Here is a 16,578-nt window from a genome sequence, read left to right on the forward strand (position 1 = left end):
GGTTTAGGGTCCATGTGCCCTAATGGTATGATTGTGGTTTTTTGAAATAAAACGATTACGTATGAATCATCAGTGACTTGGGCAAGAATTGTTTTTTGATATAAAGCAGCATTTCTTCAAGGTATGCTCTGAGTATTTTATCTTAATTATAATTCCCTGTTTGTTGCAATCAAGGCCCAATTGTTGCCGCCGTCTGAGCTACTATGGACTTCCTGAAATCCATCTGGGGAATAACCTGCAACATAAATTACATTATTCTGCGAATCTGCGGCTATGCTCATAATTGTTAAATCTGGCTTGTTGATTTCATCCCAAGTTTGGCCCATGTCGGCTGATCTTGCAAGACCTGTATCTGAGGTATATGTGTACAAAACGCCGTCCTCATCAAAGTATAGTGTGAAAACCGTCAGCCCATTGTAGCCCTCAAGCAATGTCCAACTTGTTCCACCATCTATTGACTTTGCTATTCCTTTTTGAGTACCGGCAAATCCTGCAAACACTACATTAGCATCATTAGGATTAATGGCAAGAGCAGTTATGTAATCTGGCACAGGCAATGTTTCCCATGTCTTGCCAGCATCAATAGTTTTGAACAAGCCTCTTCCAGCACTATCATAACCAATTATTACATTGGAATCAGATTTACTCACAGACATTGCATGAAAATCAACTGGTGGCTCTAGTATTGTTGCAACTTGTTGCCATGTCTTGCCACCATCCGTGCTTTTGATCAGCCCAGTATTTCCGCCAGTTGCAGGGTGTCCACTTGCGTATAGGGGTGTTCCTTGTGAGTATGGTGCATTAAATGCCATGTAATCAGCTCGTTGCTCATCCACCTTTACTGGTGGATTGCCACTTACGCTTTGGTAAAAGTCTCCATGAGTTGCAATGTACAAAATATTTCTGTCAACTGGATCTATTCCCAGACCATGAATGTGCCTCCAGAATATGGTTTTAGAATTTTGTGTTGAGACATCAGATTCTGGCATCAGATTGGTTGCAAAAGATGCTCCAATACCAATTGCTACTGCAATTATGCCAATAACCGCAATCTTAGTTTTACTAGATTTTATCACAATCCACTCCATGTGAAAATCTATTTGAGGATTTTACCAGATTATTTTGCAATTACACCAACATCCATGTGATTATTCATCATACTCATCATTGACTTGCCGTCAGGTATTACATGCGTGTGAATAGTGTAAACGCCCTTTTTGTCTGGGGTGAACTTGACTTGATATTTTCCTTGACCAATTTCCTCTGCTGATATCATTGATCCCATCATATCCATCGTACTCATTGATGATCCGTGTTCTATCATTATTGGGACTTGGGCATCAAGTAATGGTTTGTTTGTTGTTTTATCTTTGATTAGTAAAGTTATGGCTGCTTCTTGCCCCACTTTTACTATTTGGGATGATGCGGGTTTTATTGTCACATCCTTTGGGGCCTTGTTCATCATACTACACATTCCCATCATGGATTGTGCTTCTGAGTTTTGTGAAGCTGCAAAAGCGAAAAATACAGTGGATAAGACTACGGTCAATAACAAGACACCATGAATTTGTTTCAACACTGTTTGCTTGGATTATTGGATATATGAAATGGTAACTTTACAACTGTAAAGTATAGTTATTAAATAAATCAGAAAATATATCATTCCAGTGAATCGCAGACATATAGAGAAACCTGATCCAACGAAACACTGTCAAGTGGATGAGATCAAAATCTGCACCAGATGTGGATCAATTAACATCAAAATAGAAAAAGACACGATTTTTTGCAATGATTGTAACGCGATTTTGTGTTTTGAGCATAAAGAGTGATTCAAACAGATATCAGAATAGCTGGGATTGTGATGATCATGATAATGGAGGAATAAGCCAGTGCATCAGTTCTGGATATGGAATATCCAAGCCGTAGATGATCAGAGGAATTCCAGTCAATGCTAGCAATATTCCTGAGGCCAGTCTTGTCAGCTTTAATGGAATTCGCTTGATTATTCCAAGGTACAGCAAGCCAATTATCAATCCTATTGCAATGACTGCACCGGATACTGCACTTGCCATATCAATTAGGCTAAATGTTGCCAGTGCAACCGAGTTTTCTACTGCCTCCAATATTGCAATGTACAGATAACCAATCTTGTACTTGGTCGTGCTTTCCTCTTTTTCAATTTCAAAAAACTCTTTGAACATCGTATAGCTAAAGTACAGCAATCCCACGCCTAGTGCTATCTCAACTAGATTGGTTGGGAAAAACCCAACAATATTCAAAAATAGAAAATAAAGAAAGATGCCGACTGCAATACCAATCAGTGTGATTTTGAGGGTTTCACGATAGCCAATTCTTGCAAGCGTTCCGATTCCAACTAGGGCTTGTTCCCCACCCTCAACAAAGACATACTTGAGTGCGGTAAAAAACACAATAAATTCAAAGACCACACACTAGTGCTACGAGTTTCATATATAGGAAATACGTCGTTTCTTTTTCAACTAATTCAAGACGAATCACACTTGGAAACTTTTAGGTTGTGTTTTTTGATCTAACCAATAGATTACGAGTATGCCCACTCGTATATTGAAAAGGACAAACCTTCGTCTTTTTCGGACTCGACTAGCTTTTTTTCTAGTATTGTTTTGTGTATGAGTGAGTCATCCTTTATGATGTCTAGGCCCTTTTCTACTTCTTTCCCAGACGCCATGGTTGGAGACAAAACAGCAAGCAATACGTTGGACAGAGAATGCGTGTCTTTTTTTGCATGTGTCGAATCTTTTTGCACATAAAATGTAACGCTTACCGATAATGGTTTTGATTCGATTCTCTTTTTGACTGCCTCGATATTTTTTCCAAGCTTTGTCTCAATTGATTCTTTGATCTTTTTTTTGTCTTCCTTGACGTTTTTGCCGGCAATTGCAGGAATGAATCCCTTAACTTGGATGTTTTGCAGTAGGATGTCGCCTTTCATGATGTTGTGGTATGGTGGTTGTAATTTAAGCTAGGTCTGCAAAGAAAATCTGATCGAAAAGCTTGCACTTTTGGATTCACTCAAATTTGATTGGACGATGCCCAAAATGCGAGATGGTCTCATTTGCACCTTCTAGCAATTTATTCAGGCCCAACGCCTTGTCGCGATTCTCTGCAATGTTTTTCTTTAGTATGTTCAGATAGTGAATGTTTTGCTTGAGTAGTTTTGATCTTTTGGTCCTGGAGAGTTCGGATTCCTTTATGACTTTGAGGTTTGCTGAAATCTCACATAATTTTACCAGCACCGACTCCCATGGTGCCTGTTTTAACTGCTCAACGTATGTTTCCTCTTGTTTCTTTTTTGACAGGGTGTAATCACGCATAATCGAGGTTGTCATTACTGCCATCTCTCGCCCAAATCGCTCAAATATCTCATCAAAGCTTGCCCTGGTCTGTGATAGTATTGCAGCACAAAGAATCTGCTCATGTGATATTCCAATTGATTTGAGCCTAAAGACTACGCCCATACAGAATGGAATATCTGCATTTTTGCCGCGAGCATAGGCCTCGCATTCATCCAGCGTGGCCATCTAAGAAAACTATCGGGTATTGCCTTTGAGGTGTGGCATTACTTTGGATGCAAACTTGTCAATAGAGCCAAAATAGTTAGAGCCCCAGAATCTAATGACAAAGTGGTTCACACCTGCCTTGACAAATCGCTCAAAGACTGGAATTACATCGTCTGGTGTTCCTACTGCAACAGAAGAGCGTGCAATTGCATCTGGAATTGTAGTGGCACCCTCTCTCATCTTTACAATCCAGTCCTGATTTGACATGGAATACTCTGTGAAATATTTCTTGAAATCAAATCCTTCAATTGACTTTAGGTTGTGAACGCGCAATACTTCTGGCTTGAAGAGTGATACCTTGACTGCTTCCTTCATCTTTGCCCATGATTCTTCTGCGTCTTCTGAGAAATACACATCAATATCCAGTGCATACTGGAAGTTTTCCTGCTCTTCTTTTGTCCTGCCGTTTTCTTTCATGGATTTTGTAATGGTTGCAGCATGATCCTCAAATAATTCCGGTGTGTATCCGATTGGCAGCCAGCCATCACCATACTTTCCAGTCATTTGTAAGGTGCGTTGTCCGCCTGCTGCCATGTATGTTGGTGGATGTGGTTTTCTAATTGGCTTTGCTTGAAGGCATGCCTGATTTAGCTCATAGTATTTTCCTTTAAAGTTGACAGTATGATCTGGTGATGATTCGTATAATAGTTTGATTACCTGTAATTGCTCTTCCCACTTTGAAACTGGATTATCAAATGGAATGTTAAACTCTTTGAGATTTTGTGCCTCGCCTGCGCCAATGCCTAGTGTGCCTCTGCCTTTTGAGATTCTATCCAGTGTTATGGCAGCAAGTGCAATGTTTGATGGATGGCGTCGTATTGCATCAGTAACACATGTTCCAAGCTCAACATTTTGTGTAGTGGCAGCAATTGCAGATAGCATTACCCATGGGTCAAGCACCGTTGCCTTGGTCCATTGTGGGACATTGGAATGGTCCATGTACCAAATAGAATTGTATCCGACTCTGTCTGCCAAAAGACACGCTGTTAAAATCTGGTCTTCTGAGAATCCAGCCCTTGCGACGTTTAGGCCGTTTTGAATTCCGAACTTTAACATCTTTTTTTGTGATCAGACTTGTGGTATTTAAGTTTAGTAAGACTTGCGAAAATCGTGACCAACAACTAGAGCTTGCCATCGATAATGTCTTGGAGACACTGGATGACATCTTGTTTTGTTACTGGGTGTGGGTTTGGGTCTAGGTGACCTTTGTCAGTCATTACCACATCTGCTGCCTGGTCTAGTGGGGCTTTGAGTGACATTCTATCGAATTTTAGCTTTTCAATTACCTCTTTGAATTGCTCATAGAAAATGGACTTGTTGAATTTGTGCGCAACTGTTGTACACGATGATAACGAGTATCCATGTGCAACGCCCTCATTTGAGAAGACATACGATAAGGCATGGCCAAGTGTGGTGGAACAGTTGCCAAATCCGATTCCTGATAACATTGAACCATACGGATAGTTTTCCGGCTTGTCATTCATTATTGCATCATATAGCACCTCAAAGGCTTGCTTGCACATTGTTCTGGTGAACTCGTTGCCAAGCTTGGAATCATACCCCTCTGTTGCCTGCGCACATGCGTCACAGACAGAGTTTTTGACAATTTGCTCTGGTGTACCGTCCATGAAATAAGAATCAACTACTGCTCTGTCTGCTAGGAATCTGTCTTCACGCAATAGTTTCTTTTTGCCATCAAATTTCAAAACACAATATGTGGTCATCTCTGCTCCCGTTCCAAATGTTGTTGGGATGAGAATCTTTTCTAATTTCATTTCTGCTGCAGAATATTTTGCAACATCCAAGGAACTTCCGCCACCAAGTCCGATTATGCATGATGGATTCTTTGGCTTGAATTCTGCAATCACATTTTGTACAGTTTCAATTGATGGTTCCGGCTCTACCTTGTCATACAACATGTAGTCTTTGATGCCCATCCTGCCTAACCACTTTGCAGATATTGCTGGTGGTGCGGTTGTAATGACTAGGGAATTTTTTGGATATTCTGCTTGGGATAATGCATCTTTACCGAAATTGATAATCTTTGGAATCTTTACTGTATGCATATTTTGGGGTCTTTGTTTTGCCTAATTATACCTTACAGGATGAGATGACCTCACCTATCATTCTTGATGCCAGGTGTGATGTTAAATCATTTAGATCGTGAGCAGGACAGACCTCCATCATATCAAAGCCCACGATTCCTTTTTGTACAATTTTTTTTATGGCAAATGTTGCGTCCTGCGATTCCATCCCAATTGGAACTGGGACAGATACTCCAGGAGCATATGATGGGTCCAGGCAGTCCATATCAAATGAGATGTAGACATTGTCCTGTATGGTATCCACGATGGTCTTTGTGATGGATTTGATGCCTGATTCTATGATATCAAATGGCGTGATCACACCAAGTTTGTGCTTTTTGATGTTTTGCAATTCTTCCTGCTCGGGGCTGCGAATGCCGACTTGGATGCTGTGCCTTACATCGATATAATCCAGCGAATCGGTAATGACAGAACCATAATAGTTTCTAGTGTGAGAGACAAAATCAGGATGCGCATCAAAATAAACCAAGGATAGTTTGCCGTATTTTTTTGATAATGCCTTTAAAATTGGGGTTGTGTTGGAATGGTCTCCGCCAATGGATATTGGCAGTTTTTTAGAGCCAAGGATTTTTTCAAATGTGTTTGGAATCTGCCGTTTTTTGATGTTTCCAAAGTCATGGACTCGGGCTCTGCCGATTCCTAATGCGGGTTGTGCAAGACAGGTGAATCCTTTTTCTACATAAATGTCGTTTTTGATTGAGACTTCTCTGATGTGGTTTGGCGCCTTTGATGCGCCTGCAAATATTGCATGCGAGCCGGATTCGTCTGGTATGCCGAGTATGACCACATCTGAATCACTGTATGATGAGTTTGCCCAACAAATCTGAGTCTTTTTATCCAATTTGAGAGTGTACTGACTCTTTTGCAAACAGCAGATAACTCTTTCTACTGTTTTTGCCTTTGGTGTGATGGTAATCTAATAAGGAGCAAACAAAACCTAAACTCATTGAGCAGATCTGATGCAATGCAAATCCTAAATGCCGGAATAAAGTCTACAATGCCTGCAAATTTTGTTTCAAAATTTGTAAAAAAGAATTGCCTCATATGCGCAAACCGCACATACAAAATCTCTGACTATGATCACATTTGGCTAGTTGCAATGGGAAAGGCAGCAGATACAATGGCAAAATCCGTCCACAGTATAATCAACTCCGCTGGTGGGCTGGTAATAATTCCAAAAAACCATGTCACACAATTTCATAATAAAAAATTCCAAACCATAAAGGCGGGACACCCAACTCCTAACAAAAATTCTGTGCATGCGGCAAAGAAAATCATCTCATTTTTGCAAAATACCGGAAAATCTGACCTTGTGATATTTTTGGTGTCTGGTGGATCCTCTGCTCTGGTTTGTGCACCTTTTGGGATTGGCTTGAGCCAAAAAATAGCAATAACCAAAACATTACTAGCATCCGGAGCATCAATTTCGGAGATAAACGCAATTCGCAAGCACCTATCAGCAATAAAGGGTGGAAGGCTACTAGAATCCCTGCAATGCCCAGCCATATCGTATGTAATGTCAGATGTTGTGGGTGATGATCTTGGCTCTATTGGCTCTGGCATCACATATTGTGATAAATCCACCTTTTCAGAGTGCCTTGGAATAATATCCAAATACAAATTGGCGCAAAAAATCCCAAGAATCGCCCTCAAAATGTTGCAAAATGGCGTAGCGGGCAAAATCCCAGAGACTCCAAAGAGGCCAAAAATACCAAACCAAATCATTGCAACAAATTCTGACTGTCTTGGTATAATGGCAAAAAAAGCAAAATCGCTTGGATATTGCACTAAAATCTATTCTGGTGTGAGTGGTGATGTAAGACTTGCTGTAAAAAGAATATTACAAAAAACAAATCTGAAAAAAAATAACTGCCTTATTTTTGGTGGTGAGACAACTGTGAGACTGGCCGGCAATGGCAAGGGCGGCCGCAACCAAGAACTTGTCTTGCACATGATATCAAATCTAAAGCAAAATGCCATAGTTGCATCAGTTGGGACTGACGGAATTGATGGCAACACAAAACATGCGGGCGCTATGTTTGATCGCAAAATATCCAAACATATCACAAAACCATACCTGCAAAACAATGATTCCAGCTTGTTTTTCAAAAAGTTTGGCGGCTTGATCACCACAGGCCCCACTCACAGCAACCTCTTAGATGTGGGACTGGTATTACTGTAATAGTTTGGTTGAAATGTTTTGTGCAGAATCTATTTTCTCGTACTGGTATACCAGTGAGCGCTGAGTCGCAAGCTGGTTGATGAATCCCTTTTTACCTTCAATTAGTCTGTCATTAGATGTTTGATCCGTTGACAGATGCTTTATCATCTCGTCCGAGTCAATCTGAATCCTTATGGTATCGCCGTTTTTTATGATAAACACACCGATACTCCAAAAAATCCCGACATGCAATGCGATGTACTTTGATTGAATCTCATTTACTTTATCCAAATAGATGTCTGCATGATCACGAAACTGTTCAACTGTGTTTTGATCAGTCTTGATGCTCCAGCAAATTCTTTTTTGGTTTCCATCAGAAAACAATGTGTGAATCAAAGTCAACCAAAAAGGCGCTCTTTGTCTATATAATTTGAATTCAAGTCTGAATAATCAATCATAAAACTAATCCATAATGCAAAAGTCCTTTGTGTTCTTTACAAGGATGGTCGACGAGCTGGTACAATTCTCAGACACCGATCCTGAGCTGGCAGAAGGAATCAAGTGGCTTGATGCACAAGCACAACAAAAGGGAATAACGTTCTACGAGATGGTCTTTCAGGTCCTCTACAAACATGACATAACAAATCGTGCACAAACTTGGCTGAACACTAGAAACTAGATCTCGGATGCTTTTCTGAATTCTACTTTGTGAGTCCCTGGGATAATTTTGATCTTTGGCTCTATCCTTGGCTTTTTGCTTTTTGATTTTGTGATTTTTTTCTTTTTTGGCTTGCCATAGTCAGACCACTTAATCCAGACCATGATATGGTGTGTTGATTGCAGTAATTATTTTCTTAGATCGATTGACTGGTACTCGCAACCTTGCGGTCCGCAATACTTGCCAACATATACTGCCTTTGGCCTGTACAGTGCCGTCTTTGGTGCTGCCTGTGCAAACTTTTCCTCAATAACGTGTGATGTCCAGCCGGCAACACGAGATATTGCAAAGATTGGCGTGTTGAGATCCGGTGGAATTTTTAGCATATAGTATAGCGATGCGGAATACAAGTCGACATTTGGATAAATGTCGATTCCCTTTTGCTTTTTCATCTCATGTATGGTAGCCTCCTCTACTGCTTGGGTTATCTCAAACCATGGTGCACCTGTTTTTTTTGCCAGCTTGCGTGATAACTCTTTTAGAACCTGGGCTCGTGGATCATAGGTTCGATATACCGCATGGCCCATGCCCATTATCTTCTGGCCGTTTGTTATTCTCTCTTTTACCCAGTCTGCAGCATTGTCTGCTGTTTTGATCTCAAATAGCATCTTCATTACCTCATAGTTTGCGCCACCATGCAATGGTCCTGATAGTGCGCCAATTGCGGCGCTAACTGCCGAATACATGTGGGCACCAGTTGATGCTACCTCTCTTGCGGCAAACGTGGATGCATTAAAGGTGTGGTCTGCGTGCAATATTAGGCAAATATCAAAAATTCTCTCTGTTTCGGCATCGGGCTTTTCTCCAACTAGCATGTTTAGAAAGTTGCCTGCATGCGATAGTCTTGGGTCTGGGTCTACGATGTCTTTGCTTGATCTGACTCGCTCCCAGCTGGCTACTATGGTGGGGGTCTTTGATATCAGCGAGATGGCGCTTTGGTAGTTGATTTCCTGATCATTGGCGCCCTTGTCATCATAATATCCAGATAGTGCTACCACAAATGCCTGCATCATTACCATTGGGTCTGCATTTTTCTTCCAGTTTCTCATATTGGACTGCATCTGTCTTGGCATGTCGCGCGCATCAATTAGTCTCTGCTTGAACTCGTCCAGCTCGGTCTTGGTTGGGAGCTTGTCATTGAGCAATAGATATACAGTCTCCTCAAATGTAGAATTTTTTGTCAAATCCAAAATGTCGTATCCGCGGTAGATGAGCTTGCCGTGCTCGCCGTCAATGTCAGAGATTTTAGTGTCAGCTACTTCTATGTCGCGCAGGCCGATATTTTTTGTCTCCAATTCGGCCTTTCTTGCTCAAAAATTACCTATTAAGTTTATGCAGAAATTTAGCATTTAGTCTAATCTGACAAAGCTGAATCCTATAGGCGGATCTTTCATTATTTATTATGAGCCAAATCGAGCGCGACTTTATGCGACAGGTGGATGATCTTATCCTTTCTGCCACACCAGAAGTTCTGGCAAAGCTTGGACAAATTGATCAAAAAGCGCAAATGTCTGGCCAAACCTTCTATGATGTGTACTCTGCTCTGTCTGATGAGGACAAGCGACAAATCATCATTCTCAAAAAAGACTGATTTTTGATTTAAATTAGGACTGCCAAGACCCAAGCCGTGGCAGCTGCAAAAAAGGCAAAAGCAATCAAGAAAACAAAGGTTCTGTGTCTGTCCCACATGGAAGATGCAGATGGAATCAGCTCGGCCGCTTTAATCCGTGAAGCATTTGGCGGCGATACCATTCTAGTTGACTATCCTGGATTGATGCCGGCAGTGGAATCACTCCTAAACGATGAGAAACTAAAATCACTATACATTTGTGATCTAGGCCTTGCAAAAAACAACCAAGACAAGTTTGTCGAGGTTTTATCCACTTTACGCAAAAAAAAGGTATCAGTAACTTACATTGATCATCATGATATCGATCCAGAAATAGTAAAAAGACTCGAAAAGGCCAAAGTCAAAATATTTCATGACGTCAACGAGTGCACCACGGTCCAAGTTTATGATGCGTACAAGAAAAAACTCTCAGACCACTCCACATTTGTTGCCACCTGTGCAGCTATAACTGACTACATGGAGGACAGACCAAAGGGCGCAAAACTGCTCCAAATCTATGACAGGCAATTTGCATTGATATCGGCTACTGTTCTTACATACAATATCGTAGGACACCAAAAAGACCCAGATTATCTGTTGTATCTAGTAGAGATGTTGTCTGAATCAAAATATCCACACGAGATACCAAATACGTTTGAGTTTGCGCAAATCCAAGTAGGCAAACTAGCAGAGATGATCGCCAAGGTCAAAAAGTCACTAAAGACAATGAAGAATCTTGGCTACATGGAGATAATGGATGCGGGTGCGTCAGGCGCAGTAAATTTTGTTCTGGGACTATCCGGCAAAGAAGTAGGCGTCGCATACAAAGAGCGAGTAGACCATGGAATCTATGCAGTATCAATTAGGGGCTCTAAATCCTGCAAAGTACATCTTGGAAGAATGGTAAACTCGCTGGCTGCGGAATTTGGCGGCTCTGGGGGTGGACACGACAAGGCATGCGGCGCAGTAATACCAAAGGACAAGATTATGGCCTTTGTCAAAGAGTTTAACTCTAGACTGAATCAGAAATAATCTTTAGGCAAATTCGACTATCATGTCGATTTCTACAGTAGAATTTAGCGGCAGACTGGCCACGCCAACTGCAATTCTGGAATGCTTGCCTTTTTCGCCAAATATCTCAAAGAACAGGTCTGATGCGGCATTGATTATCTTTGGCTGCTCTGAAAACTCTGGCGTGCAATTTACAAATCCTGACACTCGTACAATTTTTGTAATTTTATCCAGACTGCCGAGATTTGCTTTTAGCTGCGCCAAGAGATTAATCGCACATAATTTTGCAGCACTTTGGGCTTCCTCAATTGACTTTTCAGATGGGACCTTGCCAGTATACAAGACCTTGCCGTCCTGCATTGGGATTTGTCCTGAGACAAACGCCAAATTGCCTGATATTACAACCGGAATGTAAGAGCCTGCCGGTTTTGGAGGCGTTGGCAGTGTGATGTTTAGTTGCTTTAGCTTGTCTTCAATCAATGATTATTGTGATTTTTCTTGGTTATTATTTTTTGATGATCATTTGATCTTAGTGTTGTCAACTTAATACCAAACAATAGTGTACAATAATTCATTACCAGAGTTTAAATCGACTATTCCGACTGCATAAAAAATCGATGAATATCAGAATCATTCCGATCGTACTATTATTGGCACTTACAGTTCCTGCAGCGTTTGCTCAGGAAGACTTTCTTAAGGGAATCTATGCCCCAACAAATGATGCGCTAAGTGCATTTGCCATAAGTGTTGCAAACAGCATCCCAAAGGTAATTGCTGCCGTTATTTTATTGATAATTGGCTTTGTTGCAGGCAAAATAGTCGGCCGCGTAGTAACCAAAGCAGCAAAGAACATACTACAAAAGACACGCCAGCAGGCAGGCACTCAAATCACGGAAGGGATGCCTGAACGATTTGACTCGGTAAGGCTAATTTCTGCCACTATACGATGGTTTGTCTATCTGTTCTTTATTGTGGCAGCAGTAAATGCAATGCAGTTTGAGCAGCTAACTACTGCCCTGACAAATCTGTGGCTGTGGGTTCCAAACCTTTTGGCGTTTGTATTGATTATAGTGATTGGATCAATTGTGGTTAATTTTGTCAGCAAGTGGGTCGAGCACCAACTACTAGAGCACCACATCGGTGGTCCAAAGCCAATCACTGCTATAGTCAAGGCAGTCATCTATGGCATAGTATTTGCAATCGGCTTTACACAACTTGGTGTTGGCGAGTCAATCATTCCTATTTTGGTGTCTGCATTTTCATGGAGTATTGCAGTAGCAATTGGTGCAGCCATTGCAGTCGGCCTTGGCTTTGCGCTAAAAGACATCTTACCTGCAGCAATAATTGGTGCAACCAACCAGCGAACACTTCTCAAAGTGGGACAAAAAGTAAGAATTGGTGATGTCACAGGAACTGTCACTGCAACTCAAATGCTGTATGTGATAGTTACAAACGAAAAAAATGAAAGCACAGTAATTCCAACCAAGGACTTGATGAGCAAGACTTTGGTAATTTTGAATTAATCCTTATAATAAAAATAAACCAGATCTTTGATCATTAATCTTTACTCTGCTGAATCAACCCTATACAATATCTGCACAAATGAATAATGCAAACACGGTGAGTTCGGCAAGCTCGGAATGCCGAGAGTTTGAAAAACTCTATTTGAGTGCCCCTCAGATTCATGGGTTCGAATCCAATACTCACCGGATTCTAAACTATCCTGGCATCCAACAAATTAAAAAGTTGTGTATCTTGCTGTGTTGATATCTAGTTAATCTTGAGATGAATCATCTCGCCTTTGTGAGAATCAGAATGATAAATCATCTTTGGGTGATTGCCCTTTTGCTCCAAATAGCTCTCAATTAGCATCGCCCATGGTAGGGAATGACCAGAGTTTATCTTTGATTCTAGTATGATGTTGTTTGTTTTAGAGTCATACTGGACTTTGCCTGCGCAGGTCATCTCTAGTGTGGAGTTTACAATATCCAGTACCTGCTCTAGTGTCTTTTCTTTGAGTGAGATTCCTGATTTTTCCAAAAACTTGGCAAAGTCTACGAATTTCTTAGAGTTTAGTATTGAATGCAATGCAAAGCCCAAGCCGTTCTGATTGATGACATTGATTATCTTGCAGACCTCTAGCGCCTGGCTTTTTGTCATTTCTGATAAATTGTCAATTTTTAGTGCATCCTTCCATAGTTGTGCGAATAATCGAGTCTGGCTTGCGCCCAAAATGTCAGTTGCAGAAAAGACTGCGCCCTTGCCATTGGTGCTGTCTATTAGGAGTAGTTCGGTGTCATCAAAGATGAAACAGTTCTGAATTATCTCAGATGAGCGAATGGTCACCCCCTCTGGTATTACTCTAAATGATTCAGATCCAATGACTGATACGGGAACAATCAGTCTTACCTCCAGATCACGTCTTAGTACTGATAGTATCTCTTCTTTACACTCTGCCAAAATGCTCAGGCCCCATGAGTCTGCTGTAATGTGTATTGATGATTTTGCGCCCTCTATCATTGTGCGCATCTGATTGACAACATAGTTTGCGCTGAGATGAAAGTATCTTTTCTCTTCTGCACCTCTTGCCTTTTTGCTCTCTTCGCTGATTTTTTTCATCTTTGATACTAGATTGTTCATTGCCTCGACTTTGTTTATCTGCTCATGAACAATGTCATCAAATGCATCTTCTGGTGCGATTCCCGTGCATAATACTGGCTTTGATTTTGATAATATGGCTAGTTTTTTTTGCTGTAGTTTTAGCAAAACCGGATAGACCTTGGTTCTTGGCAATTCTGCATAATAAGCAACCTCGCTTGCTGATATTGTACCTCTTGTGATTAGTGTGACATAGGCTCGAGCCTCATATTGGGATAGACCAAACTCTTCTAAGCTGACTGTGATTTCTCGCTCTTTTCCCATGCGCTAAATTTGCGAAATCTTAGTCAAGACTGTTTGTCAAATTCAGTAAACCATTAGAAAAAAAGTGTAACCCTCAGGTGCTGTTACCGCGGTTAATGCAAAATTCGTGACACCGCGCTCATAAGCAAAACCCAGATCAGTTGATCACAGGTATGGTCGCAAGCTCAATATTCGTAAATGACTCTGTGCAGGTTTTGCCAAACCCATATGCTCTTACCATCAAGCCCAGACTAGAATATTCTATCTATGTGACTGGAATAATACTGGAAAAACTAGAATCCGAAAGAGAGTCAATCCATGGGAATAATTACAAATTTTACTCACAAAACGACATAACAGATAGTGCAGATTTTGTCAAGCAGGTCGAATCAGAATCTTCCATCATAGTGGCAATTGAGGCAATCAAAATAGTCAAAAACGCACTCATTTCTGTATCACAAATCTCAAAGCTGACAGAAATTGCATCACTCATATCGCTAATCAGAATGGTAAATTCCAACATTTACGGAATCATACACACCACACGACATGACCTAGTTGAGCTCTCGACTTCTTTGGGCAGCATTGTTATGGATTCGGGGTGTTTGCTTGAGGCCACCTTCGACTTTAAGCAGACCAACTCCGAATCCAAACAAATTCTAGCTGAGCTAAATTTGATTGCCGAATCTAAAATACGCAAGCAGTATCCTAATCTCAATTCTTAGAAAGCACACTCATGAACTTTGAGAACACCTCACTTGAGCGTGATTTGGGCAAAGTCAGAATGCTTTCGGGGCTGGTTAGAAAAAAGATACTGGAATCAAATCCAAACTATGAGCGCAAAATAGACAATCTTAGCCAGGAGGAGCTAGAAGACCTTGATAGCATTTTGGCCCTGGCCGAGCAATTAGTACTAAAACATTATCACAAAAAAGAAGCGTATCTGCTGCTCAAGGAGTTTGCTGATATGATGAAGAACTGGACCATGTCAATCGGCGAGGTAAATGATCAGATCCAAGAGTTGCTCATATCTGCAAAATCATCAGTATCAGAAATAGAAAGCGCGCAAAACGATGTTTCCAATAATCTGTCCTTTGGGGACAAGCCATCACAAAACCAAGGTACAATAAATTTAACAAAATCTGCTACAGGAATTTACACCCAAGAATACCAAGGCAAATCTCCAATTCAGTATGAGCAGGTAATATAAGATGAGTCTAGCACCCCAAGAATTAGAAAATAATGCAAGCAAGTATGCGTCTGACGCAATAAAACTTGACTCCCAGGGTGCCCGAGGTATGGCAATTGCCAACTATCAAAAGGCAATCGATTCACTAATGAAGCTAATCCACCTATACCCAGAAAACAAGCTAAACAAAGTTTACACTGAAAGATGCAGAGCGTATGAGAACAGAATCAAAACCTTACAGCTAAACCATGGCGTCGATATAGAGCCTGCCGTGGACCCAAACGCTACTCCTTCTGAGCAAAAGGCTCAGCTGGAAAAGAAAAAGGATGAAGATGACTTTGATGACATGATAATGAAGGAAAAGCCAGACGTTACCTGGAAGGAAGTAATAGGACTGGATGACGCTAAAAACGCTTTGCGTGAATCTATTGTTTATCCAACTCAACGCTCTGATCTATTCCCACTTGGCTGGCCAAGAGGAATCTTACTGTATGGACCACCAGGATGTGGAAAAACTGTTCTGGCAGCAGCTACTGCAAATGAGATTGACGGCTATTTCATAGTGGTTGATGCTGCATCCATGATGAGCAAGTGGCTTGGCGAGGCAGAAAAAAACGTCTCCAAGGTATTCAAGATGGCTCGTGGATATGCAGAAAAGGAAGACAAGCCAGTAATACTATTCATTGATGAAATCGACTCCTTACTAGGAAACAGAAATTCCGAAGTTGGAGGCGAGGTCCGCACAAAGAACCAATTCCTAACAGAAATGGATGGAATCAACGGAAAAGGAAAAGACATCAAGATGTATGTGATTGGCGCTACCAACAAGCCATGGAGTCTGGACTGGCCATTCCTGAGACGATTCCAAAAAAGAGTCTATGTTCCATTGCCAACACTAGAGGCACGTGAGGCACTCTTTGAGCTATACACTGCAGAACTAAAGAAGGACGACAAGGTAAAGCCAATGGAGCTTGCAAAAATATTTGATGGATATTCTGCATCTGATGTCAAGGATGTTTGTCAGAGCGCTCAGCTAAGAATAGTAAACGAATTATTCACACAGCCTGGCTATCATGAACCAGTAGAGGGCGAGACTCCACCGCAACCACGAGAGCTAACTGTAGCTGATTTCAAGGAAATAATGACTAGGAGAAAGCCAAGCGTATCAATGGATATGATCCGTGCATACTACAAGTGGAGCGAACAGTTCCGCGCACTATAATTTCCGTTTTGGAATTAGAAAAATGCCCAAAATTCCGTATTTCCTATAACTGATCCCACTCTT

At 41.2% G+C, this 16,578-nt stretch carries 21 protein-coding genes; 8 read left to right on the plus strand and 13 right to left on the minus strand.

Annotated features, from left to right (window positions below; translation table 11 throughout):
• Nucleotides 1-146 precede the first annotated feature (146 nt).
• The 8 genes from SU86_RS03625 to SU86_RS03660 all read right to left on the minus strand — a co-directional run bounded on the left by SU86_RS03625 (nucleotide 147) and on the right by SU86_RS03660 (nucleotide 6,572).
• Nucleotides 147-1,076 carry a F510_1955 family glycosylhydrolase gene (locus SU86_RS03625; protein WP_158507468.1) on the minus strand — a complete coding sequence of 310 codons (930 nt, stop codon included), beginning with the start codon at nucleotides 1,074-1,076 and terminating at the stop codon, nucleotides 147-149.
• 41 nt (nucleotides 1,077-1,117) lie between these two features.
• Nucleotides 1,118-1,576, minus strand: coding sequence for a FixH family protein (locus SU86_RS03630; protein ID WP_048187551.1), 459 nt, complete (start codon nucleotides 1,574-1,576; stop codon nucleotides 1,118-1,120).
• A 289-nt stretch (nucleotides 1,577-1,865) separates the two neighbouring features.
• Nucleotides 1,866-2,447, minus strand: coding sequence for a hypothetical protein (locus SU86_RS03635; RefSeq protein WP_148550761.1), 582 nt, complete (start codon nucleotides 2,445-2,447; stop codon nucleotides 1,866-1,868).
• Nucleotides 2,448-2,560: 113 nt separating this feature from the next.
• A complete protein-coding gene (locus SU86_RS03640; RefSeq protein ID WP_048187555.1) occupies nucleotides 2,561-2,971 on the minus strand; it encodes a hypothetical protein in 411 nt (136 codons plus the stop codon).
• Nucleotides 2,972-3,047: 76 nt separating this feature from the next.
• Nucleotides 3,048-3,560 carry a hypothetical protein gene (locus tag SU86_RS03645; protein ID WP_052755467.1) on the minus strand — a complete coding sequence of 171 codons (513 nt, stop codon included), beginning with the start codon at nucleotides 3,558-3,560 and terminating at the stop codon, nucleotides 3,048-3,050.
• A 9-nt stretch (nucleotides 3,561-3,569) separates the two neighbouring features.
• Entirely contained in the window at nucleotides 3,570-4,655 is a 1,086-nt protein-coding gene (locus tag SU86_RS03650) for an LLM class flavin-dependent oxidoreductase (RefSeq protein WP_048187556.1), read from the minus strand.
• 65 nt (nucleotides 4,656-4,720) lie between these two features.
• Entirely contained in the window at nucleotides 4,721-5,665 is a 945-nt protein-coding gene (locus tag SU86_RS03655) for an iron-containing alcohol dehydrogenase (RefSeq protein ID WP_048187558.1), read from the minus strand.
• Between the two features lie 25 nt (nucleotides 5,666-5,690).
• A complete protein-coding gene (locus SU86_RS03660; RefSeq protein WP_236687752.1) occupies nucleotides 5,691-6,572 on the minus strand; it encodes an arginase family protein in 882 nt (293 codons plus the stop codon).
• 78 nt (nucleotides 6,573-6,650) lie between these two features.
• On the opposite strand from SU86_RS03660, the gene SU86_RS03665 reads away from it, so the two are divergent.
• Entirely contained in the window at nucleotides 6,651-7,886 is a 1,236-nt protein-coding gene (locus SU86_RS03665) for a glycerate kinase type-2 family protein (RefSeq protein WP_052755470.1), read from the plus strand.
• On the opposite strand, the gene SU86_RS03670 is transcribed toward SU86_RS03665, so the two are convergent.
• The gene (locus SU86_RS03670; protein ID WP_236687754.1) at nucleotides 7,878-8,267 is read right to left on the minus strand and encodes a hypothetical protein; all 390 of its coding nucleotides are present in this window, start codon (nucleotides 8,265-8,267) and stop codon (nucleotides 7,878-7,880) included. The genes SU86_RS03665 and SU86_RS03670 overlap by 9 nt on opposite strands.
• A 70-nt stretch (nucleotides 8,268-8,337) precedes the next feature.
• Between SU86_RS03670 and SU86_RS03675 the strand changes: the two genes are divergently transcribed.
• The gene (locus SU86_RS03675) at nucleotides 8,338-8,544 is read left to right on the plus strand and encodes a hypothetical protein (RefSeq protein ID WP_048187563.1); all 207 of its coding nucleotides are present in this window, start codon (nucleotides 8,338-8,340) and stop codon (nucleotides 8,542-8,544) included.
• Here the strand turns inward: SU86_RS03675 and SU86_RS09750 are convergent.
• Nucleotides 8,541-8,687 carry a hypothetical protein gene (locus SU86_RS09750; protein ID WP_158507469.1) on the minus strand — a complete coding sequence of 49 codons (147 nt, stop codon included), beginning with the start codon at nucleotides 8,685-8,687 and terminating at the stop codon, nucleotides 8,541-8,543. The two genes, SU86_RS03675 and SU86_RS09750, sit on opposite strands and share 4 nt — an antisense overlap.
• Nucleotides 8,688-8,711: 24 nt before the next feature.
• Nucleotides 8,712-9,878: a citrate/2-methylcitrate synthase gene (locus tag SU86_RS03680; RefSeq protein ID WP_048187565.1), complete on the minus strand. Its 1,167-nt coding sequence runs from the start codon at nucleotides 9,876-9,878 to the stop codon at nucleotides 8,712-8,714.
• Nucleotides 9,879-9,985: 107 nt separating this feature from the next.
• Here SU86_RS03680 and SU86_RS03685 point away from each other — a divergent pair, with 107 nt between their 5' ends.
• Both SU86_RS03685 and SU86_RS03690 read left to right on the plus strand, forming a co-directional pair.
• A complete protein-coding gene (locus SU86_RS03685) occupies nucleotides 9,986-10,174 on the plus strand; it encodes a hypothetical protein (RefSeq protein WP_048187567.1) in 189 nt (62 codons plus the stop codon).
• 36 nt (nucleotides 10,175-10,210) lie between these two features.
• Nucleotides 10,211-11,224 (plus strand): DHHA1 domain-containing protein, encoded by a 1,014-nt coding sequence (locus SU86_RS03690; RefSeq protein ID WP_338140627.1) that lies wholly within the window; start codon nucleotides 10,211-10,213, stop codon nucleotides 11,222-11,224.
• A gap of 3 nt (nucleotides 11,225-11,227) precedes the next feature.
• On the opposite strand, the gene SU86_RS03695 is transcribed toward SU86_RS03690, so the two are convergent.
• Nucleotides 11,228-11,683 (minus strand): RidA family protein, encoded by a 456-nt coding sequence (locus SU86_RS03695; protein WP_048187571.1) that lies wholly within the window; start codon nucleotides 11,681-11,683, stop codon nucleotides 11,228-11,230.
• Between the two features lie 137 nt (nucleotides 11,684-11,820).
• Between SU86_RS03695 and SU86_RS03700 the strand changes: the two genes are divergently transcribed.
• Nucleotides 11,821-12,726 carry a mechanosensitive ion channel family protein gene (locus tag SU86_RS03700; protein ID WP_048187573.1) on the plus strand — a complete coding sequence of 302 codons (906 nt, stop codon included), beginning with the start codon at nucleotides 11,821-11,823 and terminating at the stop codon, nucleotides 12,724-12,726.
• A gap of 247 nt (nucleotides 12,727-12,973) precedes the next feature.
• Here SU86_RS03700 and SU86_RS03705 read toward each other — a convergent pair whose 3' ends face one another.
• Nucleotides 12,974-14,125, minus strand: coding sequence for a TrmB family transcriptional regulator (locus SU86_RS03705; protein WP_048187575.1), 1,152 nt, complete (start codon nucleotides 14,123-14,125; stop codon nucleotides 12,974-12,976).
• Nucleotides 14,126-14,277: 152 nt separating this feature from the next.
• Between SU86_RS03705 and SU86_RS03710 the strand changes: the two genes are divergently transcribed.
• The 3 genes from SU86_RS03710 to SU86_RS03720 are packed head-to-tail and all read left to right on the plus strand — an operon-like array spanning nucleotide 14,278 to nucleotide 16,515.
• Nucleotides 14,278-14,829, plus strand: coding sequence for a hypothetical protein (locus tag SU86_RS03710; RefSeq protein ID WP_048187577.1), 552 nt, complete (start codon nucleotides 14,278-14,280; stop codon nucleotides 14,827-14,829).
• Between the two features lie 11 nt (nucleotides 14,830-14,840).
• Nucleotides 14,841-15,314, plus strand: coding sequence for a hypothetical protein (locus tag SU86_RS03715; protein ID WP_048187578.1), 474 nt, complete (start codon nucleotides 14,841-14,843; stop codon nucleotides 15,312-15,314).
• 1 nt (nucleotide 15,315) lies between these two features.
• The gene (locus SU86_RS03720) at nucleotides 15,316-16,515 is read left to right on the plus strand and encodes an AAA family ATPase (RefSeq protein ID WP_048187581.1); all 1,200 of its coding nucleotides are present in this window, start codon (nucleotides 15,316-15,318) and stop codon (nucleotides 16,513-16,515) included.
• Nucleotides 16,516-16,578: the final 63 nt, after the last annotated feature.

The sequence above is a fragment of the Candidatus Nitrosotenuis cloacae genome (genome assembly GCF_000955905.1).
GTDB lineage: Archaea > Thermoproteota > Nitrososphaeria > Nitrososphaerales > Nitrosopumilaceae > Nitrosotenuis > Nitrosotenuis cloacae.

Coding starts and splice junctions, on each gene's coding strand:
- SU86_RS03640 (WP_048187555.1), bottom strand. CDS start 2,971: ATGAAAGGCGACATCCTACTGCAAAACATCCAAGTTAAGGGATTCATT.
- SU86_RS03645 (WP_052755467.1), bottom strand. CDS start 3,560: ATGGCCACGCTGGATGAATGCGAGGCCTATGCTCGCGGCAAAAATGCA.
- SU86_RS03650 (WP_048187556.1), bottom strand. CDS start 4,655: ATGTTAAAGTTCGGAATTCAAAACGGCCTAAACGTCGCAAGGGCTGGA.
- SU86_RS03655 (WP_048187558.1), bottom strand. CDS start 5,665: ATGCATACAGTAAAGATTCCAAAGATTATCAATTTCGGTAAAGATGCA.
- SU86_RS03675 (WP_048187563.1), top strand. CDS start 8,338: ATGCAAAAGTCCTTTGTGTTCTTTACAAGGATGGTCGACGAGCTGGTA.
- SU86_RS09750 (WP_158507469.1), bottom strand. CDS start 8,687: ATGGTCTGGATTAAGTGGTCTGACTATGGCAAGCCAAAAAAGAAAAAA.
- SU86_RS03685 (WP_048187567.1), top strand. CDS start 9,986: ATGAGCCAAATCGAGCGCGACTTTATGCGACAGGTGGATGATCTTATC.
- SU86_RS03700 (WP_048187573.1), top strand. CDS start 11,821: ATGAATATCAGAATCATTCCGATCGTACTATTATTGGCACTTACAGTT.
- SU86_RS03705 (WP_048187575.1), bottom strand. CDS start 14,125: ATGGGAAAAGAGCGAGAAATCACAGTCAGCTTAGAAGAGTTTGGTCTA.
- SU86_RS03710 (WP_048187577.1), top strand. CDS start 14,278: ATGGTCGCAAGCTCAATATTCGTAAATGACTCTGTGCAGGTTTTGCCA.
- SU86_RS03715 (WP_048187578.1), top strand. CDS start 14,841: ATGAACTTTGAGAACACCTCACTTGAGCGTGATTTGGGCAAAGTCAGA.
- SU86_RS03720 (WP_048187581.1), top strand. CDS start 15,316: ATGAGTCTAGCACCCCAAGAATTAGAAAATAATGCAAGCAAGTATGCG.